Annotated in this window: 26 protein-coding genes, 1 tRNA gene and 1 pseudogene; 15 read left to right on the top strand and 13 right to left on the bottom strand. The window is 66.4% G+C overall.

The features are described 5' to 3' along the window. Positions 1-3: 3 nt before the first annotated feature. Both ABQF13_RS21445 and ABQF13_RS21440 read left to right on the top strand, forming a co-directional pair. Positions 4-79 (top strand) — tRNA-Thr (locus ABQF13_RS21445). Between the two features lie 38 nt (positions 80-117). Then, positions 118-498 (top strand): annotated as a pseudogene (locus ABQF13_RS21440) (HNH endonuclease). An 18-nt stretch (positions 499-516) separates the two neighbouring features. On the opposite strand, the gene ABQF13_RS21435 reads toward ABQF13_RS21440, so the two are convergent. The 4 genes from ABQF13_RS21435 to ABQF13_RS21420 all read right to left on the bottom strand — a co-directional run bounded on the left by ABQF13_RS21435 (position 517) and on the right by ABQF13_RS21420 (position 4,296). Further along, positions 517-1,737, bottom strand: a complete 1,221-nt coding sequence (locus tag ABQF13_RS21435) for a Dyp-type peroxidase (protein ID WP_448394800.1) — start codon at positions 1,735-1,737, stop codon at positions 517-519. Next, positions 1,730-2,227, bottom strand: coding sequence for a copper chaperone PCu(A)C (locus ABQF13_RS21430; RefSeq protein WP_448394799.1), 498 nt, complete (start codon positions 2,225-2,227; stop codon positions 1,730-1,732). Before ABQF13_RS21430 ends, ABQF13_RS21435 begins: the two co-directional genes overlap by 8 nt. Further along, positions 2,220-3,626: a PepSY-associated TM helix domain-containing protein gene (locus ABQF13_RS21425; RefSeq protein WP_448394798.1), complete on the bottom strand. Its 1,407-nt coding sequence runs from the start codon at positions 3,624-3,626 to the stop codon at positions 2,220-2,222. The genes ABQF13_RS21430 and ABQF13_RS21425 overlap by 8 nt, the downstream gene beginning before the upstream one ends. Before the next feature lie 130 nt (positions 3,627-3,756). Further along, positions 3,757-4,296, bottom strand: a complete 540-nt coding sequence (locus tag ABQF13_RS21420; protein ID WP_448394797.1) for a hypothetical protein — start codon at positions 4,294-4,296, stop codon at positions 3,757-3,759. 457 nt (positions 4,297-4,753) lie between these two features. Here ABQF13_RS21420 and ABQF13_RS21415 point away from each other — a divergent pair, with 457 nt between their 5' ends. After that, positions 4,754-5,089, top strand: a complete 336-nt coding sequence (locus tag ABQF13_RS21415) for an Lsr2 dimerization domain-containing protein (protein WP_448394796.1) — start codon at positions 4,754-4,756, stop codon at positions 5,087-5,089. On the opposite strand, the gene ABQF13_RS21410 is transcribed toward ABQF13_RS21415, so the two are convergent. The 6 genes from ABQF13_RS21410 to ABQF13_RS21385 form a co-directional block, all read right to left on the bottom strand. Continuing rightward, complete coding sequence (locus ABQF13_RS21410) at positions 5,086-5,853, bottom strand: cutinase family protein (protein WP_448394795.1); 768 nt, start codon at positions 5,851-5,853, stop codon at positions 5,086-5,088. The genes ABQF13_RS21415 and ABQF13_RS21410 overlap by 4 nt on opposite strands. Before the next feature lie 105 nt (positions 5,854-5,958). Next, entirely contained in the window at positions 5,959-6,987 is a 1,029-nt protein-coding gene (locus ABQF13_RS21405; RefSeq protein ID WP_448394794.1) for an NADP-dependent oxidoreductase, read from the bottom strand. Positions 6,988-7,055: 68 nt separating this feature from the next. Continuing rightward, on the bottom strand, positions 7,056-7,568 hold the full coding sequence (locus ABQF13_RS21400; protein WP_448394793.1) for a hypothetical protein: 513 nt from the start codon (positions 7,566-7,568) through the stop codon (positions 7,056-7,058). Next, complete coding sequence (locus ABQF13_RS21395; protein ID WP_448394792.1) at positions 7,565-7,903, bottom strand: hypothetical protein; 339 nt, start codon at positions 7,901-7,903, stop codon at positions 7,565-7,567. Before ABQF13_RS21395 ends, ABQF13_RS21400 begins: the two co-directional genes overlap by 4 nt. Before the next feature lie 394 nt (positions 7,904-8,297). Further along, positions 8,298-8,825 carry a MarR family winged helix-turn-helix transcriptional regulator gene (locus ABQF13_RS21390; protein ID WP_448394791.1) on the bottom strand — a complete coding sequence of 176 codons (528 nt, stop codon included), beginning with the start codon at positions 8,823-8,825 and terminating at the stop codon, positions 8,298-8,300. Positions 8,826-9,446: 621 nt separating this feature from the next. Beyond that, complete coding sequence (locus ABQF13_RS21385; protein WP_448394790.1) at positions 9,447-10,715, bottom strand: spinster family MFS transporter; 1,269 nt, start codon at positions 10,713-10,715, stop codon at positions 9,447-9,449. A gap of 54 nt (positions 10,716-10,769) precedes the next feature. Here ABQF13_RS21385 and ABQF13_RS21380 point away from each other — a divergent pair, with 54 nt between their 5' ends. From ABQF13_RS21380 to ABQF13_RS21370, 3 genes are all read left to right on the top strand, one after another. Then, a complete protein-coding gene (locus ABQF13_RS21380) occupies positions 10,770-11,135 on the top strand; it encodes a hypothetical protein (RefSeq protein ID WP_448394789.1) in 366 nt (121 codons plus the stop codon). A gap of 358 nt (positions 11,136-11,493) precedes the next feature. Next, positions 11,494-13,638 (top strand): glycoside hydrolase family 183 protein, encoded by a 2,145-nt coding sequence (locus ABQF13_RS21375; protein WP_448394788.1) that lies wholly within the window; start codon positions 11,494-11,496, stop codon positions 13,636-13,638. Between the two features lie 4 nt (positions 13,639-13,642). Beyond that, a complete protein-coding gene (locus tag ABQF13_RS21370) occupies positions 13,643-14,116 on the top strand; it encodes a hypothetical protein (RefSeq protein ID WP_448394787.1) in 474 nt (157 codons plus the stop codon). Here ABQF13_RS21370 and ABQF13_RS21365 read toward each other — a convergent pair. Further along, positions 14,113-14,766, bottom strand: a complete 654-nt coding sequence (locus tag ABQF13_RS21365; RefSeq protein ID WP_448394786.1) for a M15 family metallopeptidase — start codon at positions 14,764-14,766, stop codon at positions 14,113-14,115. The genes ABQF13_RS21370 and ABQF13_RS21365 overlap by 4 nt on opposite strands. A gap of 80 nt (positions 14,767-14,846) precedes the next feature. Here ABQF13_RS21365 and ABQF13_RS21360 point away from each other — a divergent pair, with 80 nt between their 5' ends. The 5 genes from ABQF13_RS21360 (at position 14,847) to ABQF13_RS21340 (ending at position 20,483) form a co-directional block, all read left to right on the top strand. Beyond that, a complete protein-coding gene (locus tag ABQF13_RS21360) occupies positions 14,847-15,968 on the top strand; it encodes an XdhC family protein (protein ID WP_448394785.1) in 1,122 nt (373 codons plus the stop codon). Positions 15,969-16,065: 97 nt separating this feature from the next. Next, positions 16,066-18,435: a xanthine dehydrogenase family protein molybdopterin-binding subunit gene (locus tag ABQF13_RS21355; protein WP_448394784.1), complete on the top strand. Its 2,370-nt coding sequence runs from the start codon at positions 16,066-16,068 to the stop codon at positions 18,433-18,435. A gap of 8 nt (positions 18,436-18,443) precedes the next feature. Then, positions 18,444-19,148: an SRPBCC family protein gene (locus ABQF13_RS21350; protein WP_448394783.1), complete on the top strand. Its 705-nt coding sequence runs from the start codon at positions 18,444-18,446 to the stop codon at positions 19,146-19,148. Beyond that, on the top strand, positions 19,145-20,020 hold the full coding sequence (locus ABQF13_RS21345) for an FAD binding domain-containing protein (RefSeq protein ID WP_448394782.1): 876 nt from the start codon (positions 19,145-19,147) through the stop codon (positions 20,018-20,020). The genes ABQF13_RS21350 and ABQF13_RS21345 overlap by 4 nt, the downstream gene beginning before the upstream one ends. Continuing rightward, positions 20,013-20,483, top strand: a complete 471-nt coding sequence (locus ABQF13_RS21340) for a (2Fe-2S)-binding protein (RefSeq protein ID WP_448394781.1) — start codon at positions 20,013-20,015, stop codon at positions 20,481-20,483. Before ABQF13_RS21345 ends, ABQF13_RS21340 begins: the two co-directional genes overlap by 8 nt. A gap of 97 nt (positions 20,484-20,580) precedes the next feature. On the opposite strand, the gene ABQF13_RS21335 is transcribed toward ABQF13_RS21340, so the two are convergent. Continuing rightward, entirely contained in the window at positions 20,581-21,405 is an 825-nt protein-coding gene (locus tag ABQF13_RS21335) for an SDR family oxidoreductase (protein ID WP_448394780.1), read from the bottom strand. 39 nt (positions 21,406-21,444) lie between these two features. After that, positions 21,445-22,365, bottom strand: a complete 921-nt coding sequence (locus tag ABQF13_RS21330) for an enoyl-CoA hydratase (RefSeq protein ID WP_448394779.1) — start codon at positions 22,363-22,365, stop codon at positions 21,445-21,447. A gap of 151 nt (positions 22,366-22,516) precedes the next feature. Between ABQF13_RS21330 and ABQF13_RS21325 the strand changes: the two genes are divergently transcribed. From ABQF13_RS21325 to ABQF13_RS21310, 4 genes are all read left to right on the top strand, one after another. Continuing rightward, positions 22,517-22,864, top strand: a complete 348-nt coding sequence (locus ABQF13_RS21325) for an intersectin-EH binding protein Ibp1 (RefSeq protein WP_448394778.1) — start codon at positions 22,517-22,519, stop codon at positions 22,862-22,864. Between the two features lie 81 nt (positions 22,865-22,945). Beyond that, on the top strand, positions 22,946-23,323 hold the full coding sequence (locus ABQF13_RS21320) for a hypothetical protein (protein ID WP_448394777.1): 378 nt from the start codon (positions 22,946-22,948) through the stop codon (positions 23,321-23,323). A 34-nt stretch (positions 23,324-23,357) separates the two neighbouring features. Then, complete coding sequence (locus tag ABQF13_RS21315) at positions 23,358-23,522, top strand: hypothetical protein (RefSeq protein WP_109747019.1); 165 nt, start codon at positions 23,358-23,360, stop codon at positions 23,520-23,522. Then, complete coding sequence (locus ABQF13_RS21310; RefSeq protein ID WP_448394776.1) at positions 23,523-24,965, top strand: alpha,alpha-trehalose-phosphate synthase (UDP-forming); 1,443 nt, start codon at positions 23,523-23,525, stop codon at positions 24,963-24,965.

The raw sequence follows: 24,965 nt of genomic DNA, 5'->3' as shown, positions 1-24,965 counted from the left end.
CAGGCCTCCTTAGCTCAGTTGGCAGAGCGACACACTTGTAATGTGTAGGCCGTCGGTTCGATTCCGACAGGAGGCTCCATACGGGTCACGACGTTTGCGTTGTACCCGGCCGTAGCTTTGCAGCATAGACAGTGTCGCGGTTGCGGTTCGCCGTTGTCGAAACGCAGCCAGAAAGTTTACTGCAGCAATGCATGTCAGGCATCGTTCCGGCGCCACGCTAGTACGAAGCACTGGATTCGACAGCCACCAAACTCATTACATCCGAGCGTGAACGCTCAGGGTTGCTGCGCGACTTGCGGCGGCGCCGGCACCTGGCTGGGTATGCCGCTCGCGCTGGTGTTGGCCCACGTCGACGGCGGCCCGACCAATAACCGACGCGAGAACCTGCCGCTGGGCTGCCCGAACTGCGATACTCAGCTACCGACATACAAGAGCCGCAACCGCGGCAAGGGCCGCCACTTCCGCCGGCAGCGCTACGCCAACTGCCAGTCGTACTGAGGTTTACCGCAGCCGCTGTTACGCCGCCAGCAGCCGCTGGCCGAGATACTCACCATCGTCGACGCCCGGCAGGATCGCGAACACCGCGGACCCGATCGTGGTGATCCACTCGTTGAGCGCGTCGGCGTCGGCCAGCCGCTGCTGCACGGGCACGAACTGCTTGGCGGGGTCACGTTGGTAGGTGGCGAAGATCAGGCCGCTGTCGCTGGTCTGGCCGTCCGGCGGCGGGTCGTCATAGTTGTAGGGCCGACGCAGGAACTGCTCGTCCTCGGTGCGGTGCCTGGCCAACGCGATGTGCGAGTTGGGTGGTATCACCGGAATCCCGTTGACGCTCGCGGCGAAGTCGGGTTCGTCGAACTCCTGGCGCCCGGTCAGCGGCGCGCCGCTGTCGAGCCGCCGACCGACCGCGAGTTCTTTGCTCTCCCGGTCGATCTGATCCCAGGTGTCCATCTCGGCGCGGATCCGTCGCAGCACGAGAATCGTGCCGCCGGCAAACCACGGCTGCGCATCGCCGGAGTCCCACACCTGGCGGTCGAATGCCGCCGGATCGGCCAGGTTCACCGTGCCGTCGATCTGTCCCATCAGATTGCGCATCGTCGCGCCCGACGCATCCGAGCCGCGAGCGTCGCGGAAACCGCTCTGGCGCCAACGCTGGGTCGTCATGGTGCGCACGTTCTTCAGCAGGACGCGGCTGGCGTGCGCAACGGCGACGGGGTCGTCGGCGCAGATCTGCAGCAGCAGATCGCCTCCACTGCAACGGGATTCGAGCTGATCGGTGCGGAACACCGGTAGCTCGGTGGCCGTTGGAGGTTGTAGATGGGCCAGCCCGACGCGGTCGAACAGCGCAGGACCCACCCCGACGGTGACGGTGAGGCGTGCCGGCCGGTGGGCGAGTTCGGGCTCGGTATCGGCGAGCGCCGGCTGGCCGTGAGTGAGCCTGGCGGCGTCGGCGGTCCACAGTCGCAGTACCGCCGCCAAGGTGTCACGCGGCGTGCGCCGGGCCTGGGGTTTCAGATCGAGCGCGATGAACAGCGCATGTGCCTGCGGCGGTGTGGCGATTCCGCCTTGGTGTATGCCGTGGAACGGTTCGACCTCGGTCCCGAACCCATGTTGGTCCGTGGCTGGTTGGCCTCTTGCACACTGGGTCAGCGCGGCGCTGGCGGCCAACGCGGCGGCACTTCCGGTCAGAAGGCGCCGCCGGTTGACCGTGAAACGACCGCGCGGGGCCTGCTCAACCATGGTCGTGCGCGGGCGCGTCGTAGTCCTCGTCAGCGCCTGCGAAATCGCGGATTTGTGCGGTGACGGGCAACGTCGAACCGTCCTCGAACACCACGGTCACCTCGACGTCGGCGCCCGGATGCAACGGCTCGCGCAGATCCATCAGCATCAGGTGATCGCCGCCGGGCACCAGGTCGCGGGTGCCGCCCGCGGGAACGACGAACCCGCCGTCCTTCTCGCGCATCGTTTTCGCACCGGTGGCGTCGGCCGTCACCTCGTGCAGCTCGACCCGGTCGGCCGCGGGTGAATCGCCGGAGACGATGTGCGCATCGTGATGGCCGGTGTTGGTGAACGTGCCGAAGACCGCCGCCATCCCCGCGTCGGCCGCGCTCGCCCATTGGTCGGTGATGGTGACCGCCTCCGCCATCGGCGGCTCGTCGTGTGGCTGCGAGGTGCAACTCGAGACCAACAATGCGACGGCGCCCAGCGCCGCGATACGTGCGCTACGCATCCGAGTACTCCTTCTCCTTGCCTTCTTTGTTGTTGTCCGCGGCGGTTCGCCGCTGTTTGACCACGCCGATGATTTGATCGACGACCACGAAAGCCACCAGGCTCAAGCCGAACAGCGGCAGCAACCAGCCGACTACACCAGCCACGACGATCACCGCGACTATTGCCGTCGGCGGCAGGGTACTGAGGACTCCGCGCAGCGGCGGACGCCCGACTGCCCACGACGACCCGCGGGTCGGACGGCGTTGCCACCACATCTGGTAGCCGCGGACGATGATGGTGATGAGCCCGATCGCGGTGAGCGCCAGCAGGATCTGGTTGGGCCACCCGAACAGGATGCCCATGTGCGTGTCGATGGCCCAGCGGGTGAGCTTGGCCAAGAACGGCCAGTCCGCGAAGTTGACCCGGTCGGTGACGGCACCGCTGTCCGGGTCGACCGCGATAGCGTCACGTCGGGTGGGCCAGTCGCGCTTGTTCTCCTCGACGCGCCAGCTCCGCCCCGCTTCGGCCGGCGGATACAACCACATCGGCCCTTCCAACCCCGCGTGCTCGGCGGTGCGCAGCGCGGTGTCGACCCCGTACAGCAACGGGTCGCTACCACCGGGGTGGCCTGCGTGATGGTGTGTACCCGCAACGTTGTGCTGCCCCAGCGTGGTGTCCACGGCGGGCGCGGTGGTGTTCAGCTTCTGCTGGATCAGGTCCACGGAATTGCCGCCGTAGCGCGACCATGTGATGCCGGTGACCGAGAGCCCCAGCAGCGCAACGAGGATCCACACTCCAACCGCACCGTGCCAGGACAGTGCTCGGCGACGGCCTTTCTTGGTGCGGTCGGGCAGCGCCAGCCGGCGCAGCTTGCGGCTGTCCCGGCGGTGCAGATACCAAAGCATCAGCCCGGCAAGCGAAATCACCCACAGCCAGCTCGCGGCGAGCTCGCTGTAATTTCGTCCGGTCGCGTCAAGGTGCAGTGTGCGGTGCAGCTCGTCGAACCACGCCCGCAGCGGCATCCACTGCCCGTAGGTGGTCAGCGCGCCGCGCACGTCCCCGGTGTAGGGGTCGACGAACACGGTGCGGGCATAGTCGGCAGGCACGTCATCGACCAGCAGCCTGACCTGGGTGGTCTCGTCGGCGTCGGTGGGCGGCCGAATGCTCTCGACGGTTCCGGCGGGATGGGATGTGCGCACGGCAGCGATCTGGTCGGCCACCGCGAGACGCTGCTCGCCGACACGGTCAACGGTCAGCTCGTGGCGGTACACCGCGTTGTCGATCTGCGGGATGACCGCGTAGAGCAGGCCGGTGACGGCGGCGATCAAAAGAAACGGACCGACGAATACGCCCGCATAGAAGTGCAGGCGCATGAGCAGGGCTCGCAGCCCGCGGGATGTCTCGGGGGTTGTTGTCATAAACGGGAAGGGCTTTCGAAAGTAGGGTGCGCGCCCCGACACCACGGACGGTGCAGCGCAGAATTTCGCCGCTTACGCGGCGTGCTGAACGGCCATCAGCGCGATGGCGACAGGAACGAAAGGCGTGAAGCTAGACAATCGGCGCAGGCGGGGCACGCATGCCCAAACCTGAATGCAGTAGGACTGCCTGCGCGACAACGCTGTTGGCGGTCCAGTGCCGGGGATGTGAGGTCGCGCGGACCGCGTCGAGTGTGAACAGCCGCAGCCAGCACAGCACTGACTCGCATACGACGTAGAGGTATTCCACCGCTGCGATGGCCGCACCGAGCACGACCGCCGCGACCGCATGGGCGGCTGCCATGGACACGGACATGCCGAACCCGCTGACACCATGGCCGTGGCCACCGAACAACGCCAGCGCCCCGTGACCCAGGAGCTGCGTGCCGCCCAATGCGGCGATGACACTGAGAAGACGGCCGTGGGAGTCACCCGGTGCCGCGGTGCCCACCGCGGCACCCGCGGTGGCACACAGCAACAGGACGACCATCAGCACAGCGCCGTGCGGAATCGCGTCGTCGACGGCGGTGTGGGCAGCAACGGTGAGCAAGGCCGAGCACCCGCCGACCAGGCCGCCGCGCAACCAGCGCGCACGGACATGCGGAGTGCTCACGTGCCGAACCTTACCGCTTCGCTACTACAGCGCCTAGTAGAGAGCAGGTTGCCACTTGTCCGTACAGGTCACCGGTCTTGGTGATAACCCCCTTGCAAGCTGGCGTTTCGGCCCGGGTCAATTTGCGATTTCAACCAACTGCTGGCGGTCCTGCGTTTGCTGGCAAACGGCGGTGTGAGCATTGATCAGCCGTCGTCGGGCGGCGCAGCTGCGCAAATCTTCGCTGCGGTCGACGCACGCGTTAATTATTTGCGACAAACTCCTCCTCGGTGGGCGGCATGGGGGTATTTTGCCAATTGACTGCAATCGCACCCGCCATAGGGAATTGCAAAGGCAGCCAGCGCTTCGATTAACAACGAGGGGTGTAGCGCTGGCGTGCAGGTCCGCTCTTCCTGTTATGGCTGCGCTGTGAAATCGCTGCAAGGGGGGCACGAAATTGTCGGCCGAGGTCGCATTCGTGGACGAATACGATCGAACCAGCGCAGCTGATGAGATCGTCGTGTTCGAATTGGACGGCGTCCGATACGAGATCTACCTCTCGCGGGAGAATGCAAAGAAGCTCCGCGATACTTTCGCTTCCTGGATAGGCGCCGCGCGCCAAACAGCAATCCGTCAGCGCACGCACCTATTCAGCGCAAAGCTAGACTCCGCCGAGGCCGCGGCGATGCGTCGCGCGGCAATTCGACAGTGGGCCTGGATGTACGGTCACGGCGTTGCAGTCCACGGTCGAATACCGCGCGACGTCCTCAGCGCTTACGAGGCAGCCCACGGCAGAAAAGTGCAGCAGGGTTAGCTGGCGTCGTCGGCTTCAGGCCCGAGCTGACTCACCACGAAAGCTGCTCCCTCACCGACCATTCCGTTGACGCCATAGACGTTGTGCGCGAAGGACGGTCCGCCGGCGGGCGCGCCGTTGCAGATGGTGTCGTCAGGTGCACACAGTTCCATGGTCTTGTCCACGTAGGACGGGCCTATCACGACCGGCGGGGCGCCGATATCCCGCATGAACTGATCCGACGGCATGCCGATCAAAATCACTGCCGCGACGTGCTCGGCGATTTCCTCGGGCATGGGCTCCGGAATGAACTCGCGGTACTCGGCCGGAATCTGCTCGGGTATCTCGGCGGCGGTGACGTAACCGGCAACGACCGCCCCCTGCGAGAAGCCGCCGAGAACCACCTTGGTATCCGGGCAGTTGGCAGCCGTCGCTTGAACTTTGAGCGCCGCATCGCGAATGCCATCGATCACCGTGCGAGCAAATTGGATTCGATCGCCGAACGCACCGCTCGCGAGATAGTTGACCGGGTACACGTTCATGGTCCTGGGCCCCAGTTGCGTGCGCAGGGTGTCAACGAACGCCTGGCCGATACCGCCGACACCGGGCGGCTCGCCGGTTCCGCGCGCGAAGACCAACTGCACGTCCGGACACGGCGGCGGTGCCGGCGCCGGGGCTGGGGCTGGGGCCGGTTGTCCTGCGGCGATCGGGACGGGTCCTGCAAGCAGCGCAGCGGACGTCACCGCCGCAACGGCCAGCGATCGAGCGATTCGCCCAGCGTTCATGGTTCAACTCCTACACGTCAATGCATCACGTCAAACTGAAGTGCGACGGCCGTCGCCGGTGACCCCATACCCCGGCGTTTGCTGGTCTAACCGCGGCGGTTGCGGTCATTTGACCGGGGCAGTAGCTTCGCTGACCTTCACCAGCATCTTGCCGATGTTAACGCCGGTGAAAAGCCCATTCAATGCGTAGACACAGGACTCAATGCCTTCGAAGATCGTTTGGCGGTGCACCAGGCGGCCCTGCTGTGCCCACCTTCGAAGCGGGCCGAACGCCTCCTCGAAGCGTCCCCATTCGTCGAGGGCATTGAATCCCTGCATCGACGCCGTTTTCGACAGCAGGTTCACGTAGTTGGCCGGCCCGGGATGCTCTCCGGTCAGATAGCTCGAGATGACGCCGCACAGCACGACGCGGGCCTTGGGCGCCAGGCGGCCAAGTACCGCGTCCAGGATCGGGCCGCCGACGTTGTCGAAGTAGACGTCGACCCCCTTCGGGCAGTGCTGCTTGAGTGCTGCCTTGAGATTGTCCTCGCGGTAGTCGATGCAGGCGTCGAAGCCGAAATCCTCCACCACCGCACGGCACTTCTGCGAACCACCCGCGATTCCGACCACACGCGCACCCGCGATCTTGGCGATCTGCCCGGCGACAGACCCGGTCGCCCCGGCAGCCGCCGACACCACAACCGTCTCCCCCGGCTGTGGCTTGCCGATGTCGTTCATGCCGAAATACGCTGTGGCGCCGGTCGGCCCGTACACGCTCATGACCGCGAGCTGGTCGACCGCCGGACCGGGCACCGGTGTCGTGAACACGTCGTCGCGGCTGATCACATACTCCTGAAACCCGGTCAGCGTGGTGACGACATCGCCGACGGCGTAGGCGTCGCAGCGGGAGGCCACCACCTCGCCGATTCCCGCCGCACGGATGACCTCGCCGAGTTGCACCGGCGGCAGATAGCCGGGCTGATCGTTGAGCCAGGTGCGCGCTGCGGCGTCGATGCCGATATAGGTAGTGCGCACCAGCGCTTCACCCTCGGCAGGTTCGGGCGCAGGCGTGCTGATCAACTCGGTGTCATCGGGTTGTACCAGGCCGCTGGGCCGGCGCCGCAACACGATCTGGCGATTCATCAACTCGGCCACGCCCGCGAAACTACCGGCTTCCATCGGAATTGGTGGGAACCCGCCCGCGGCTGAGCCGACTAGACCCGTTACGCCCGTCGCACACCGAGATCGCTGTCGGCCCGCGAGAGCCGCGCGTTGTCGGGACCAACGGCTACCGGCGGCACGGCAAGGTACACATGCAATCCGCCGAACAGCGCTCCGGCAAGAACCGGTATGGCCACCGCCGGGAGACCGGCGATGAACAGCATCATCGAGATGGCGAAGAGCACCTGGGAACCAAACAGCCATGCGAAACGATGCGGCAGACCGCGAATGTCGCTGTGCACCGCCTGCATTCGCCACTCACGAATGAAGTCGGTGTAGTCGAGCAGCTCACTTTCCTGTAAGGCAGCTGAGGCGGCCCCACACCACTCGATATAGGCCAGCGCCCGTCTGCGTTGTGTGGCCAGATCCTCGGCGCTTCCGCGGAATCGGCGACGGACGAGCCATTCGGTGGCGATGGCCGCGTCACGACGCAGAAGGTCCTGCAACTCCGCGCAGGTGACGTTCGTGCCGCGGAGTTTGTGGCGGTTGGTGGGAGGGATCGCGCCGACGTTCACGCCGAGTCGACATCCCAAAGGAGATCCGGGCACCAGTCGCGCTCGAACTCACTCGACAGGTGGTTTAACCGATCGGCTTCGTTGCACGCATCGGCAAGCGTCCATATCAGCTTGTGCACATCAGCGATATCGAGCTCCACCTGCTCGCGGCCGATCCGAATCTGTCGGGTGATAACGGCGCCGCTTGCGTCCTGCAGACCGACGATCTGGACGGGCACCTGTTCGCCCCGGCGGGTGCCGAGGAAATGCCGTGCGATGTCTCCGTCGCGGTTCTTCCACGCGCCGACACCGGTCGCGTCGATTGGGGGCGGCACGCTGAATTCATCCGAGTGCATCAGGAATGGCTCCGTTCTAGCCCGAAAACGAACACAGCAACGCCGTGAGATGTTGCCCGGCCGGCAGCTGCCGATGCCTGTCGTCCGGCGCTATCCGCCAATGCAACTCCCCTGGTCGACTACGGCAGAAGGTACCGAAAAACCGCAGGCCATCGCCCCTTTTGCCGGTGCGGTTGACGGATTCGTCAGCGACGTCGCGACTCGGGCAATTGGACGGTTGGGCGAAACTGCTGGGCAGTCGATTGCGCCGAGTTGCCCGCAAAATAACGGCAGCGTCAGACAGTTTCAAGCCGAAACTACAGCGAGGAACCTTCGAAATGCGGCCATTGCGGTGCGCGCCACCACGATGGCCATGACTTTGCCCTCGGGCACGCGTAACCGCAACACCGAACGGCTAATTGCGGGCGGACTTAGGCCGCGTGCCGTGGTGGCGCAACGGGGTGCCGATTCGTCGACAGCTGTCGCCGAAGCTCGTCATCTGTTGGCGGGTCAGCGGTTTCAGGTACAGGGCGCGAACACCGTCGGCGTACGTCGAGAGTGCCGGTTTGAGCCTCGCCCGACCCGCGCGGGTGATGCTGGCGAGTACGACTCGCCGGTCATGCTGGCTCTTGCATCGACGGACCAGTCCTTGCGCCTCCAGTCGACGCATCTGCTGGCTGACCCGGCTGGGTATCACCCCAAGGACCTCGGCGATCTCGCCCATCCGCGCGAAGCCGTCGGTCGAGTTGGCCAGGTACCGCAACAACATGACATCCCAGAGGGTGAGCCCGTGCGCCGCGACGAGTTCTCGGTTCAGCATGGCACAGAGCGCGGTAGCGGTCTCGCTGAAGTTCTGCCAGGAGATGTACTCGGTGTCGTCGAGTCCCGGCAGGTACCCGGACGGCGGCTCGACGCTGGCGCCGTCGGCGGCGGGCAATGGCATGGACGCTGATTGCTCGTCGCCGGAGCCTTGGACGGCAATTCCAGCAATTGTCATCGATCCCCCGATCCACGATCAATTCCAGCAATGGGCAAAGCCAATCAAGTCGCTCGACACGGCCGTTCCGACAAGACAGTAGAACCCCCTGCCGGATCGAATGCACCAATGCGTCAGCAGCCAGCCATCGCTGATACTGTAACGCGTTCTACTCGGAACCGTAAGTTGGCTGTAGGCGCCCCCTCTGCGTTAAGTGCCCAGCAAAACTCATCGGACGACCATCTCAGGTGTTTGCTGTGACCGGTGCGACACGATCCCGTCGATACCTCCCCCGACGAACCATTGGCAGGTAGGCGCGAAGCGGGAGCAAATCCACAAAACCGAGATTTAGGTGCGGTGTTCCGGTTTGTTCGAATTGCGAAGTGCGACGAAATCATGTTCTCGGAAAGTACAGAAATTACCGCCATTACTGCGTCGATGGAAATCCCCACTTGCATCCAAAATGCTGCGGCCATCGGCTATGGGCAGGTCGGCGCACCACCTCGGATCCACCACAGCAAATGGTGGGCAGGGCCCGGTGTGCGTGCTGAGCCGCACCACATGCCTGCGGCGGCCAACCCACTCCGGTCAATTACTGGTTGCCAGCTCCGGTACATCGACGACGTCGCTCATGAACCACCTGCTCGCCGCCGCGTAGCATCCGATCGCGACGATCTGTGCCACCGGAACAATCAACAGCGCCCGCCCCAGTGACATCGCACCCATGCCCGCGCTCAGCGCATCGCTGATGACACCGGTCAGGAACGGGCCGGCGGACCCGACGATGGCGCCGAAGAAAAGGAACACCGCCGACGCCGTCGCGCGCTGTTCGACGCGAACCAGCCGTTGGATCGCCGCGATCGACGGCGCCATATAGGCGGTGCCGACGACATAGCTCATCGCGATGAACAAAATGCACAGCGTCCGGTCTTGCACCAGGAACGCCAGCGCCGAAAAGGGCAGCAGCGCAGCTATCATCACCCCCACCAGCCAGAGCAACCAGCGGGGATCCCTGGCCGACAGGCGATCTGCTATCCGGCCGACGACCAAAAGGCCGACGATCCCCGTCAGACCGCTCGCAATCCCGTATTGCACACCGACCTCACCCAGCGACATTCCCCTGGTGCGGACCAGGTATGCCGGAGCGAACGCCGTCAGCGAGTACCCCGCGAACGAAACACCTGCGCCGCCCGCGACGATCATCAAAAACGCGGGCTTCCTCAGCAGGTCCCACGGGTTACCCGATGCCACCTCACCTTGCGCAGGCCGGGCGGGCATTTCCTGGCGGCGCCCCAAGACCAGCAGCACCAACGGGGCGAAAAGCACGCTGATCACACCCATCACCACGAAAGTCGTTCGCCAGCCCAGCGACTGGGCCAGCAGGCCGCCGCCGATCAGGCTCGCGGCACTGGCGAACGGGATGGCCAACGTGATGACGGCCAATGGGGCGGCGCGACGTTCGGGTACGAAGTTTCGTGCCACATAGGCGTGCGCGGCCGGGGTGCTGCCGGCCTCGCCGATCGCGACGCCGACGCGGGTGAGCACGAGTTGGAACCCCGACTGCACGGCGCCGCCCAATATCGTCATCCCACCCCACAGCGTCAGACATACCGAGACCACCAGACCGAAGGCGCCCCGGTCGGCGATCCGGGCGATCACGATGCCGATAACGGCGTACACGACCAGAAACCCGAAGCCGTTGATGACCCCGATCATCGTGTCCGACAACGCCAGGTCCCGCTTGATCGGCTCGGCCAGCACCGCAGGCAGGAAGCGGTCCGCGTAGTTCAGCGTGCCGACGATCGCGAGCAGTACGACCGCCGCCCATGCGCGGCGTGGCTGATGACGTTGCAGCATCCAAGGAGCGTCGCATGATTGGCCCACGGCCACATGTGGTGTAGAAGGTAAGCAATGGCCGACGCAGCATTCTGGATTGCTTGGGGGATACCCACGCCCGGACGTGAACCGCAGGCGCTCGCGCTGCTGCGAGACACCACGGGCTACCTCGACCGCCTGAGCCAGGACGGCAAGATCGAGCGTTTCGACATTGCGATCCTCAAACCGCAGAGCATCGAGTTGGGCGGTTTCATCCTGATCCAGGGCTCGGAGGCGCAAATCGACGCGCTGCGTCGCGACGACGACTTCCAGGTGTGGCTGAACCAGGCCCAGCTTGTCGCCGACCGGGTCGGGATCGTGGATGCCTGGGTCAACGACGGGCTCACCGAAGCCACCGACCTCTATGAGCAGGCCCTGCGCGAGGCCGGCATCACCCCGTAGCGCCGGGCGGCGGCGTCGACGACGTCGAACGCCACCGATGCGGGATCGGCGCCCTCGGCGCCGCCGGTGCCCACACACGGGTGCGCGCCGGCGAATCCGTCACGAGATGCACGTTAACGCGGAGAAGTGCGAGTAGAGACATCGCTAACGTGCATCTCGCGGTCCACAATTTAGCTGTACGGGCTTGACGTCATTGCTCGGCATCTAAGCGGGTGAACAAAAGCCCATCAAGATCAGTGCCAAAGAGTCTCATGTGGTTTCTGAGACATTCGCCTCTTTTGCTGTGATCATCTCCGAGGTTCGCTTTAATGCCCATAGCGCAAACGCTCGGGGGAGAAGTAACTGGAGGACAAGCACCATGGGAGCCGCAGCTCATATCGGCCGGGTCGGGGGACTGGCTGTCGCGTTGGGAGTCGGTACGGCAATCGCCACCGGACACGGGGTGGCGCTGGCCGACGACGGTGCCGGCGCGACCGCAGCCTCGTCGTCGGCTGAGAGCGCGTCGAGCCCCGCCGAGGCCAGCGAGACGTCGCAGAGCACCGAGGCACCGTCGCGGACCGACTCGACAGCCGATGAGACCTCAGACGAGACGTCCGACACGACGACGGGCGTCGTACAGGCGCAGACCAATACCGGCACGTCACCCGCCGCCGAGGACACCGAGGACACCGAGGACACCGAGGACGAGGAGGCTGACGAGGCCGACGTCGAAGACCCGGAGACCGACAACGCAGAGGAGGTCGACGAGGACGAAGAACCGTCCGCCACCTCCGAGACGCCAGACCCTGAGCCGACCGCCCCCGAGGATGACGCGTCCACGTCGTCGTCGAACTCAGCGGACTCGTCGAAGTCGAAGTCGAAGTCCGCCAGTGCGGCGCCGACCACCTCGGCCAAATCACCGACGGCCACGCCCGCCACGGCCACATCCCGCACCGTCGCGTCGCTCGACGACCCGGCGTCAGCGGTCCGGCGCACCGAAGCGGTCGCCCAGTTCGTCGATGCGCGGGTGCTGGCTGCGGCCTCGCCGATGATGATGTCGCCGAAGATGGCCGCACAGTCGACCGACGTCACGGAGGTAGCCGCGCCGGCCCCGCCGGAGGATCTGCTCGCAACAGTGACGACCGTGGTCTCCAGCGTGGTCAACTGGGTGCTGAACCCGCTCGCGGGTACGGCGCCGACGGCGCCCACCCAGCCGATGTTCATGTGGGGCCTGCTCGCGTTCGCGCGCCGTGAGTTCGAGAGCTTCCTCACCGGTTTAAGCGGACAGACTTCGGCCGAATCGGCTATCGCCGCCCTGCCCACCACCAGCCTTGCCCTGGCCGCCGCGGCAGCCAACCCACGGCCGGGCTTTCCGAGGCCCGGTCAGCAGCTCAGCGGGTCCACCAAGTTCATCGACTGGGTCACGGGTAACTACCCGACGAACAACACCGCCGACCGGTTCGGCGTGTGGGGCACCGATGTCGGCGTCATGTGGGACAACGGCATGGTCGACGACCCGGAGACGCCGTGGAACGAGAACCAGGTGCTCATCGCGGTCGGCGACACGTTCAGCGGTCCCAACATGTCCGGAATATGGCGGCTCAACACGCTTTTCCGCAGTTCCGACGACGACCTTTCGGACGGCATGACGATTCCGGACGGCGAATGGTTCAACGGCAACATGTTCGGCGGTGCGCCGCTATCGAACCCCACGTTCGCCAGGCAGATCATCCATCCCGCCCCGGGGTTGCCGACCGGGGTGACGCTCATCCCGACTGCAGGCATCGCACTTCCGTCGGAAGGCACCCAGTTCGGCGTCACCCAGTACGTCAGCTTCATGTCGGTGTCCCAGTGGGGTTCACCGGGCCGGTGGACCACGAACTACTCGGCGATCGCGTATTCGACCGACAACGGCGAGAACTGGACCGTCGCACCGACTTCGGTGCGCTACAACGACCCCTGGAGCGGTCACAAGAACTTCCAGCAGTCGGCGTTCGTGCGAGGCGATGACGGTTACGTCTACGTGTACGGCACGCCGAACGGCCGTCAGGGCGCCGCACACCTGGCCCGCGTCGCCGAGGAGGACATCCTCGACGTCAGCCAGTACGAGTACTACAACAAGGGCCAGAAGGGCTGGTTCTGGAGCACCCCGGCCGGATGGTACAAGAACGATCCCGGCAAGGCGACCGCGGTGTTCGGGGTCGACAAGGGCGCCTGCGGAGTCGCCAAGGTGGGCAACCAGGTCAGCGAGATGTCGGTTCAGTACAACGAGCATCTCGGCAAGTACGTTGTGCTGCACGGTGACCAGTTCAACAATATCGTGATGCGCACGGCCGACCGCCCGGAGGGGACGTGGTCGAGCGCGAAAATCCTGATGGGCCAGCAGAACGGCGGCATCTACGCGCCGATGATGCACCCCTGGTCGCCGTCCACGCAGGGTACAGGTTCGGAGCTGTACTGGAACCTGTCGCTGTGGTCGGAGTACAACGTGATGTTGATGAGTACCGACCTCGACAAGGTGTAACCCGATGCGTGGCAGCGTTATCGCACTGGCCGCGGCGGCGACCTTATTGGCCGTACCCGCCGTCGCATCCGCGAATCCCTCTGAGCCGCAACCGAATACGCCATGCCCAAGCGACTTGGCCAACGTCGCCACCGTACCGCAGGACGCCCGTATGCCGTTGACCTGCCACGACGGGCAATGGCAGGCCGTCACCACCCCGCAACCGCCCAACGACAGGTGGTTGAGCTACGGGCCCCCGATAACGTTGCGCGGACAGGGCAAGCGCAACCCTCAAGTCGCTTCGGGCAGCTGGACGGGGACGCCGCAAGATCCGGACAGCCGGTGTAGCGCAGTGCTGTCGGATGTGGTCAGCGCCGGTGTGGTCGGACCCGCCCAGGAGGCCGAAAGCCAGCCCGGCCAACCGCTTTCGATCACGGTGCCGCCGAGGATGTTCGAGGCCACGCTCAGCGGTGAATGCCTGTGGGAGAAAACGGACTAGTTCACCGGCACGTCGAGGACGCGATGGTTGGCATGGGCGTCGGGGGCGTCGAAGTGCCACCACTCACCCGAGTACACCGAGAGCCCACCGATCTTCATCGCCTCGCGTAGCCGGGCTCGATTCTGCTGCGCGGCAGGCCTGACGCCCTCGGTCGCATACGCGTTGGCGCGCGGTGCGAAGTCGTCGAAGTCGGTGCCCATGTCCACGTACGCGCCGTCGCGCGCCAATGTGACGTCGACCGACAAACCGGCCTCGTGGCTGCGGGCGTAGCGTCCCGGCCGCGCCACCCAGCCCGGATCCGAGACCACGTCATACATCCGCTTCTGCACCTCGCGCGGGCGGTAGCAGTCCCAGAACACCAGCACGTCGGGCCGCAGCGCCTCGGCCGCCGCGGCAAGGCCCGCCGCAATCGACTGATGCACCAGACATCGCGCGTCGGACGGATAGAGCTGTTGGCCGACGAAGTTGTTCGGCGTCGCGTAGCGCAGGTCGATCACGGCGTCCGGCACAGCCGTGCGCACATCGAGCAGACCGGCCGCCTGGGCCGCGTCGGAAACCGGCGGCACCGGCTGCTGCGGTGACGCGGCGGCCACCGCAGGCGTCGCGCACACCACAGCCGCCGCGGCCAACGCTGTTACGACCCGTCGCATCGATACCTCCTACGCAGCAACCAGGTTAGCCCGCTGTGCATTTGCACAGCGGACGCGCGCATCCGCGGCATACTCATAGCGTGCGTGACGTACTCGACCAACTGCTATCGGTCTGGAAGGCGGGCGGCACCGCCGGGGTCGCCACCGTCGTGCGCACCATCCGGTCGGCACCGCGTCCACCCGGCGCCACGATGGTCGTCTCCCCCGACGGCACGGTCGCGGGTTCGGTGTCCGGCGGCTGCGTCGAGTCCGCGGTGTACGAACTGGCCAACGAGGTCGTGGCCTCGGGCCGCCCGGAACTGCAGCGCTACGGCTTCAGCGATGACGACGCGTTCGCCGTGGGCCTCACCTGCGGCGGCATCATCGACATCTTCGCCGAGCCGATGTCGCGCGACAATTTCCCACAGTTGCAGGCGATCGCCGACGACATCGCCGCGCACCGCCCGACCGCCGTCGCGACGGTCATCGCTCACCCCGACCCGCAGGTCCTCGGTCGCAGGCTGGTCATCTCGTCGGACTCGGCCGACGGTTCGCTGGGTTCGGCGCGCGCCGACGCCGCCGTCACCGACGACGCGCGCGGACTGCTCGCGGCGGGGCGGACCGCGGTGCTGTGCTACGGCCCCGACGGACAACGCCAGGAGTCCGGGATGGAGGTGTTCGTCGCCAGCCACGCCCCGCGGCCACGGATGCTGATCTTCGGGGCGATCGACTTCGCCAGCGCGCTCGCCGCGCAGGGCGCGCTGCTCGGCTACCGGGTGACCGTGTGCGACGCGCGTGCGGTGTTCGCGACGCCTGCCCGCTTCCCCGCAGCCGACGAGGTGATCGTCAAATGGCCCGACAAGTATCTGGCCGAGCAGGCCGAACAGGGCGCCATCGACGCGCGCACGGCGATCTGTGTGCTCACCCACGACCCGAAGTTCGACGTCCCGGTGCTGCAGGTCGCGCTGCGGCTACCCGAGGTCGGCTACATCGGGGTGATGGGTTCACGGCGCACCCACGACGACCGGACGGCCCGGTTGCGGGAGGGCGGGGTAACCGACGCCGAACTGGACCGGTTGGCCAGTCCGATCGGGCTCGACCTGGGCGCGCGCACGCCCGAGGAGACCGCGGTGTCGATCGCCGCGGAGATCATCGCCCAGCGGTGGGGCGGCGGCGGGCGCCCGCTGACCGAGACGACGGGTCGCATCCACCACGACGGATGAGACAGATCATCCGATAATGTCGTTCTCGTCTTTCGGCATTTTATTTACCGCAGTAGGATAACGAGACTCTTCAAGCCGTCGGATTGGAGCGCTAGCCGTGGCTTCCCCCGCAGGAGGAACCGTCGCGACCCGGTATGCGGGCACCCGCCTCGCACGTGTCGAGGACAATCGACTTCTCACTGGTCACGGCACATTTGTCGACGATGTGATCCGACCGGGCATGCTGCACGTGTGCTTCGTGCGCAGCCCCTTCGCGCGGGCGCGTATCAAGGGCATCGACGCGTCCGCGGCGCTGGCCATGCCCGGTGTGCATGCGGTGTTCACCGCCGCCGACCTCAACCACGAGGTCAAGGAGGCCTGGCATGCGGTGGCGGGCAAGGATATGCCCGACACCCCGCGCCCGCCGCTGGCCGAGGGTGAGGCGAAGTTCGTCGGTGACCCCGTCGCGCTCGTCGTCGCCGACAGCCGGTACCTCGCCGAGGACGCCGTCGAACTGGTCGACGTCGACTACGAACCGCTGCCTGCGGTCGCCGACTTCCGCAAGGCGATCGGCTCCGACGTGATCGTGCACGAGGCCTACCCCGACAACGTCGCCGGCGGGATGGGCGGTGCGCCGCCCGACGAAGAGGTGTTCGCCAACGCCGCATACGTGGCCGAGGCCGACATCTATCAGCAGATCCACGCGCCGGTGCCGATCGAGACACGCGGCCTGGTCGTCGAATGGGCGGCGTCCACCGGCGAGTTGACGATGTGGGCGTCCACGCAGACCCCGCACGAGCTGCGGGCGTTCTGCGCCCGACTGCTCGGCATCCCCGCGCAGAACGTGCGGGTCATCATGCGCGACACCGGCGGCGGCTTCGGGCAGAAGGTCGTACCGATGCGCGAGGACATGTGCATCATGTTGGCCGCGCGCAAGGTGACCGCGACGTCGAACGCGCCATCGGGCACAGGGACGTCGGGCGTAGCGCTGAAGTGGATCGAGGACCGCCGCGAGAACCTGATGTCGGCCGGGCAGGCCCGCCACGTCGACGGCAAGGCGCGCATGGCGTTCGACGAGGACGGCAAGATCCTGGCCGCCGACATCGACTTCACCTACGACGTCGGCGCCTATCCGACCCCGTATCCGGTGCTGACCACCGCCGCCGTCGGAATGTTCTTTCCCGGGCCGTACCGGGTGCCCAAGGCCAGCTTCAACTACAAGACGGTGTTCTCCAACACCGCGGGCCTGCACGCCTACCGCGGCCCGTGGCAGTACGAAACCCTGGCTCGGGAAATACTTTTCGACATCGCCGCACGCCAAATGGACATCGACCCGGTCGAGTTGCGCCGACGCAACATCCTGCGCGGCGACGAGATGCCGTACGTCAACCCCAACGGCATGCCCTACGACCACGTCGCGCCGGCGGACACCTTCGAGCAGGCCGTGAAAATCCTTGACCACGAAGGCTTTCGCAAGGAGCAGGCCGACGCGTTGGCCGCGGGCCGCTACCTCGGCCTGGGCTTCTCGGCCTACATCGAGCCGACGGGTGCGGCGACGGGTCACCTGGCCACCGAGGGCGCCACCATCCGGATGGAGCCGACCGGCAAGATCAACGTCTACGTCAACGGCGGCTCCACGGGTAACAGCCTGGAGACCACCGTCGTTCAGCTAACGGCCGACGCGCTCGGTGCCGACATCAACGACGTGTCCACGATCCAGGGCGATACCGCGGTCACCCCGTACGGCGCAGGCACCCAGGGCAGCCGCAGCGCGCCGATGACGGCAGGCGCCGTCGACGAGGCAGGCGCGATGTTGCGCAGCCAGATCCTCGCCATGGCCGCGCCGCGTCTCGAGGTCGACGAAGCCGACATCGAGCTCGCCGGGTCCCGCGCGGTCGTGCGCGACAACCCCGACAAGAGCGTGAGTTTCGCCGAGCTGGCGTACCGCGCGTACTACGAGCCCCAGCAGTTGCCGCCGGGGGTGTCCGCATCACTGGAGGCGACCGCGCGGTTCACCTCGGAGGCGCCCATCCACTGGGCCAACGCCACGCATGTCTGCTCCTGCGAGGTCGACGTGCAGACCGGACGGGTCACGTTGACGCGCTACATCGTCAGCGAGGACGTCGGTCCGATGATCAACCCCAACGTCGTGGAGGGCCAGATCGCCGGCGGCACGGTGCAGGGCATCGGCGGTGCGCTGCTCGAGGACATGGTCTACGACGACGACGGAAACCCCCTGTCGTCGACGTTCGTCGACTACCTGCTGCCGACGGCCACCGAGGTGCCCGTCATCGAGTACGGCCACGTCGAGATTCCCGGCCCGGGTGTCGGTGGATACAAGGGCTGCGGTGAGGGCGGCGCGATCGGGTCGACGCCCGCGGTGATCAATGCGATCAACGACGCGCTGGCGCCGCTGGGTGTGACGCTGACCAAACTGCCCGCCAGCCCCGCGGTGATCGTCGACCTCATCGAACAAGCCACGAAGTAAGGGAGAGAATGGAACTGAACAACGAGTTCCGCGTCGCGGTGCCCGCCGCGAAGACGTGGGAGTTCCTCACCGACGTCGAGCGGGTCGCGCCGTGTCTGCCCGGTGCGACCCTGCTGTCCGTCGACGGCGACGAGTTCACCGGCAAGGTCAAGGTGAAAGTTGGCCCGATCACCGTGTCGTATCAGGGCGAAGCGGCGTTCGTGGAAAAGGACGCCGCAGCGCAGCGGATGGTGCTGAAGGCCAACGGTAAGGAGACCAGGGGCAACGGCAACGCCGCGGCCGTCGTCACCGCGCAGCTCAAGAGCGAGGGCTCCGGCACCCAACCTGCAACCAGCGTGCTCATCAACACCGACCTGACCATCTCCGGTAAGGCCGCGCAGTTCGGCCGGGGCGTACTCGCCGATGTGGCAGGCCATCTGATCGCACAGTTCGCCAACAGCCTGGAGACCGAGCTGCTCGGCGGCGGCGCCCCCGTTGCTGCTGCCGAATCATCGACTCCCACAACGGATGCCGCATCAGGTGCCGAACAGGGCGACGTCATCGACTCCCTGGCACTGGCGAAGGCCGTGGCACCGGGGATGGCCAAGCGTTACGCCCCGGCGGCCGGCGCACTCGCGGCGGGTGTGCTGATCGGGTTCCTCGTCGGCCGCAGGCGCAACCGCGCCGGCGCCACCGAGGATCTGCAAACCCTGTTGGCCCGGCTGGTCTCATGAAGCCCGCCCCGTTCGCCTATCACCGGGCCGAATCGGTGAAGGATGCGGTGGAGATGCTCGCCGAGTACGGCGACGACGCCAAGGTGCTCGCCGGCGGGCAGAGTCTGGTGCCGATGCTGGCGATGCGGCTCACCCACTTCGAGAACCTCGTCGACATCTCCCGTATCGACGAGCTGCGCGGCATCGACCTGGTGGACGGCGCGGTGCGCATCGCCGCCGGCACCCCGCACTCCTATGTCGGCATGGATGACGAAGTGGCCGAGTCGGTTCCGCTGTTGACTCTGGCCACACCGCACATCGGCCACTTCCAAATCCGTACCCGCGGGACGCTCGGCGGGGCGATCGCCCACGCGGATCCGGCCGCCGAGTACGCGGCGGTGGCGCTGGCGCTCGACGCCCGGATGGATGCGGTGTCCCCGACCGGATCCCGCGAGATCGCCGCCAAAGATTTCTTCACCGGGCTGTGGGAGACCTCGCTGCAACCCGCGGAGATCCTGACCGCCGTGCACTTCCCGATCTGGGGTGCGCGCTCGGGTTTCGCGATGGAGGAGTTCGTGCGCCGCCACGGCGACTTCGCGATCGCGGGCGCGGCCGTCGCGGTGGAACTCGACGACGACAACCGGGTGAACCGCTGCGGCATAGGGCTTCTAGGCCTCGGCTCGACACCGCTGCGCGGCACACCGGCCGAAAAGGCGATCACCGGCCGACCGGTCAGTGAAATCAGCGCCGACGAGATCGGCGAACTCGCCCTGTCGGGTATCGACGAGATTCCGTCCGACCTGCAAGGTTCGGCCGCCTACCGCACCAGAATCGGCGCGACGATGGTGGCGCGCGCCTGGTCCAAAGCCACTACGGAGGCATTCGATGCATGAGCAACCGGTCGAATTGACGGTCAACGGACGCACGTACCGCGCCGTCGTCGAACCGCGGCTGACCCTCGCGGACTTCCTGCGCGAGAAGTGCGGCCTGACCGGCACACATCTGGGCTGTGAGCACGGAGCGTGCGGTGCGTGCACGGTGCTGCTCGACGGTGACGCGGTGCGGGCGTGCCTGGTCTTCGCCGTGCAGGCCGAGGACACCGAGGTGACGACGGTCGAGGGTATCGCGGGTCCCGACGGTGAACTGTCGCCGGTGCAGGCCGCGCTGCGGGACTGCCACGGGCTGCAATGCGGTTTCTGCACACCGGGATTCGTCACGAGCATCACGGCGCTGCTGCGCGAGAACCCCAAGCCCACCGACGACGAGATCCGCGAAGGGCTGTCGGGCAACTTCTGCCGCTGCACCGGCTACCAGGGCATCGTCAACGCCGTGCACCGCGCGGCGGAGATGAGCTAGGTTCCCTACTCCGCCGAGCGTGCGGTTGTGTCACGCTCAAGCGCCCGCAAGCGTGCGTCAATCCCACGCTCGCGGGAGTAAGGGCTAGCCGCAAGGGTTAGGAGACCACGCCGCGCAGCCCGTCGGCACCGAAGACCGGCTCGAGCATCGCCGACATGTCCGGTCCGCGGCGCAGGCCGTGGCCGCCGTCGACGTTGATCACCTGCCCGGTGATCCAACCGGCCGCATCGCTGAGCAAGAACACCGCCGCGTTCGCGATGTCCTCGACCTCACCGACCCGCGGCAACGGCGTACACGACGCGTAGTCGGCGCTGATTTCCGGTGAACTCATGATGGGCTCCACCAACTCGGTGCGGATCAGCCCGGGCCGGATGCAGTTCACCCGCACCCACGACGGGCCCAGTTCGTCGGCCGCCAGCATCATCAGATGGTCCACGGCCGACTTGCTCACACCGTAGGCGCCGAACCACCGGTGGGTGTTGCTGGCCGCGATCGAGGAGATACCGATGAACGATCCGCCGCCGCCGCGCACCATCTCGCGGGCCGCGTGCTTGAGCATGTACATGCTGCCGTTGACGTTTAGGTCCACCGTGCGCCGCCACGCCTCGGAGTCGATCTGGGTGATCGGGCCGATCGTCTCGCTGCCGCCTGCGCAGTGCACGACGCCATACAGTCGCCCGGTCCATGCCGTGGCGGCCGCCACCACGCGGGCCACTTCGTCCTCATTGGTGACGTCGGCGGGTTCGTAGCGCACCGCACCGGTGCGGTCGGCGGAGAGTTCCTCGACCGCGGCGGCCAACCGGTCGGCGTTGCGGCCGACGAGCATCGCGTTGCCGCCCGCCGCCACCACCGCGGCGGCCACACCCTTGCCGATCCCGGTACCACCACCGGTGACCAGTACTGTTCGACCCGCCAATGACACCGCAGACTCCTTCGCTGATCTAATTAGGATAGTTATACGTCACGGCTCGTCCCGGCGGGCGGGCTTGGGTGCGCCCAACGTGCGCCAGTCCGGAACGTTGGGCGGCAGCCCGACCGGATAGCGATTCTCGTTGTGCGCCGCCCAGTGCGCGTGCCCCAGTTCGTGAATGTGGAAGGCGTGCCGCAGGGCCTCGGTGAAGCCCATCGCGTCGGCTGCGGCGTTGACCGAATCCTTGACCAGCAGCGCCGCCATGGTAGGACGTTCGGCGATGCGCCTGGCGAATTGCAGCGTCTTGTCCTCGAGTTCGGCACGCGGGAACACCTTGGAAACCATGCCGAGGCGGTAGGCCTCCTCGGCGTCGATCGAATCACCGGTCAGTAGAAGCTCTTTGGCCTTACGCGCACCGAATTCCCATGGGTGCGCATAGTATTCGACGCCGGGCATGCCCATCCGGACGGCGACGACGTCGCTGAACTTCGCGTCGTCGGAGGCGACGATCAGATCACACGCCCAGACCAGCATCAGCCCCGCCGAAATCGCGTTGCCCTGCACCTGCGCGATGGTGATCTTGCGCAAATCACGCCAGCGGCGGGTGTTTTCGAAGAAGAAGTGCCACTCCTGCAGATAGGTCCGCTCGGCGATCGCCGGCCGGGTGGCACCGAACGCCTGAAACGTCGGATGTTGATCCGGCCCCGGTGTGCGCTCGAGCATCGCCTCTTCGGAACCGAGATCATGGCCAGCGGAAAAGTTCTTGCCGCGCGCGGCCAGGATCACCACCCGCACCTGGTCATCGGCCTCTGCCCGGGCGAATGCCTCGTCCAATTGCACCAGCAATGTGCGCGACTGGGCGTTCTGCGCATCGGGCCGATTCAGCCAGATCCGGGCGATCTGGCCGTCCTCCAGTGTTTCGTATGTGACCTGCTGGGACGCACCGTCAACAGCGGGTTTCGCGCTTGTCACGCAGACCACCTCGTTCGCTCTCGTTCGACTACGTGCACATTACGGTGCCTGTCGACGGCTTGTTTCGGCGGCTTCGCTCGAAATCCCAGGCGCCACTTAGCAAGCTCCGCGACGAACTACGCAAAAGCCACGAGCTCTCTAGAATCGCGAGATGACTTCATCGTTGGCCGTCCGACGGCAGTTCGTGATCGGCGTGTTCATCCTGGCGGCGGCCGCCGCGCCTGTCGTCGCGGCTCAGTCCGCGCCGCAGGCCGGTAATCCGCTGGCTGAATGCACTTCGGGGGAAGAGTCCGACACCTTCACCACCACGTGCGTGCCGTTCATGGTGCCCAAATCGCCACCGCTGTTCACCACCACCGCGGCCAATCCCGACGTGCCCGAGATCGACGGCATCCCCTGCATCGGGCACAACGGCGGAGGATGCATCGGTTTGGCCGAGGACGCGGAGATGGAAGGCCCGCCCGCGCAGCCGAAGGTCACCATCAGTTCCAGCCCGTAGCTCCCGTAAGTTGTGCAGAAAGCTCGCGGCTTCCATAGAATCTTGCCGACGACGCGATTGATCACCACAGAAAGCGTGACGATGGCAACCTTTCAGCTTTCAGCTCGACGACTGCTCCTTGCCGGTGGCTTTGCCGTCGCTGTTGCCGCCGCGCCAGTGATGGCCGTCGTTGCAGCGCCCGTGCCCACCATGACCCCGACCGCCCAGGACTGCCCCTCCGGCGAAGAGGCCGACCAGTTCACCGGCGTGTGCGTCCCCCATACCGTGCCTAACGCCGGTTCGCCGTTCACCACCACCGCGGCCAACCCGGACGTCCCCGAGGTGTTGGGTGTCCCCTGTCTCGGGCACAACTCCGGAGGGTGCATCGGCCTGGCCGAGGAAGCCGAAGCCATGACGGTGACGCCGCCACCGGATCCGGTGGTCGGCCACAGCCCGACGGTGACCGGCCATAGTCCCTGAGCAGCGGTGACGGCCGCGCAGCTAGAGTTGTCCTATGGCTGCTAAATCTGACCACTCCGAGCTCGGCGACGTCGAGCCGCTCGCCGACAGCACCGCGCGCCAAGCGCGGCGGGTTGTCGCCGCGTACGCAACCGACGCCGACGAGTGCCGGGTCTTTTTGTCCATGCTCGGTATTGGGCCCTCGAAGCTCGAGGCGTAAGTGAGTCCGCAGGCCGGCACGGGGAACTCTGACTTCGTCGTGGTGGCCAACCGGCTGCCGATCGACATGGAACGGCTGCCCGACGGCAGCACGACGTGGAAGCGGAGTCCGGGCGGTCTGGTCACGGCGTTGGAGCCGTTGCTACGAAGCCGTCGGGGCGCGTGGATCGGCTGGCCCGGCGTTCCCGACGCCGACGAAGATCCGATCGAGCAGGACGATATGGTCCTGTACCCGGTCACGCTGTCGGCCCACGAGGTCGCCGAATACTACGAGGGCTTCTCCAACGCCACCCTGTGGCCGCTGTACCACGACGTCATCGTCAAGCCGATCTACCACCGCAAATGGTGGGACTCCTACGTCGAGGTGAACCGGCGCTTCGCCGAGGCCACCGCCAAGGCCGCGGCCCAAGGCGCCACCGTGTGGGTCCAGGACTACCAGCTCCAGCTGGTACCGAAGATGCTGCGCACGCTGCGGCCCGATTTGACCATCGGCTTCTTCCTGCACATTCCCTTCCCGCCGATCGAGCTGTTCATGCAGCTGCCGTGGCGAAGCCAGATCGTCGACGGCCTGCTCGGCGCCGACCTGGTCGGCTTCCATCTGGCCGGCGGCGCACAAAACTTCCTGATCCTGGCCCGACGCCTGGCGGGTGCCAGCACGTCGCGCGGCTCGATCGGTGTGCGAGCGCGCTTCGGTGAAGCCCAACTCGAGGACCGCGTGGTGCGGGTCGGCGCCTTCCCGATCTCCATCGACTCGGCCTCGCTCGACCAGCAGGCGCGCAGCAAGGCGATCCGCAAACGCGCCCGCGAGATCCGCGCCGAGCTGGGCAACCCGCGCAAGATCCTGCTGGGTGTCGACCGGCTGGACTACACCAAGGGCATCGACGTTCGACTGCGGGCGCTCGCCGAACTGCTCGCCGAGAACCGGGCCAGCCGTGCGGACACCGTGCTGGTGCAGCTGGCGACCCCCAGCCGCGAACGCGTCGAGAGCTACATCGAGATGCGTGAAGACATCGAACGCCAGGTCGGGCACATCAACGGTGAGTACGCCGAGGTCGGTCAGCCGATCGTGCACTATGTGCACCGGCCGGTCCCCCGCGATGAGCTCATCGCGTTCTTCGTGGCCGCCGACGTCATGCTGGTGACCCCGCTGCGCGACGGCATGAACCTGGTCGCCAAGGAGTACGTCGCCTGCCGCAGCGATCTGGGCGGAGCGCTGGTGCTCAGCGAGTTCACCGGCGCCGCAGCCGAACTGCGTCAGGCCTACCTGGTCAACCCGCACCACCTCGAGGGCGTCAAGGACGCCATCGAGGAGGCGTTGACGCAGACGTCCGAGGAAGGTCGACGGCGGATGCGGGCCCTGCGCCGCCAGGTGCTCGCCCACGATGTCGACCGCTGGGCGCGGTCGTTTCTCGACGCGCTCGCCGCCACGAACACCAACGCGTGA

Source organism: Mycolicibacterium sp. XJ879, from assembly GCF_053483935.1.
Note: the sequence above shows the minus strand (reverse complement) of the source record. Positions and strands in the feature narration are given on the sequence as shown.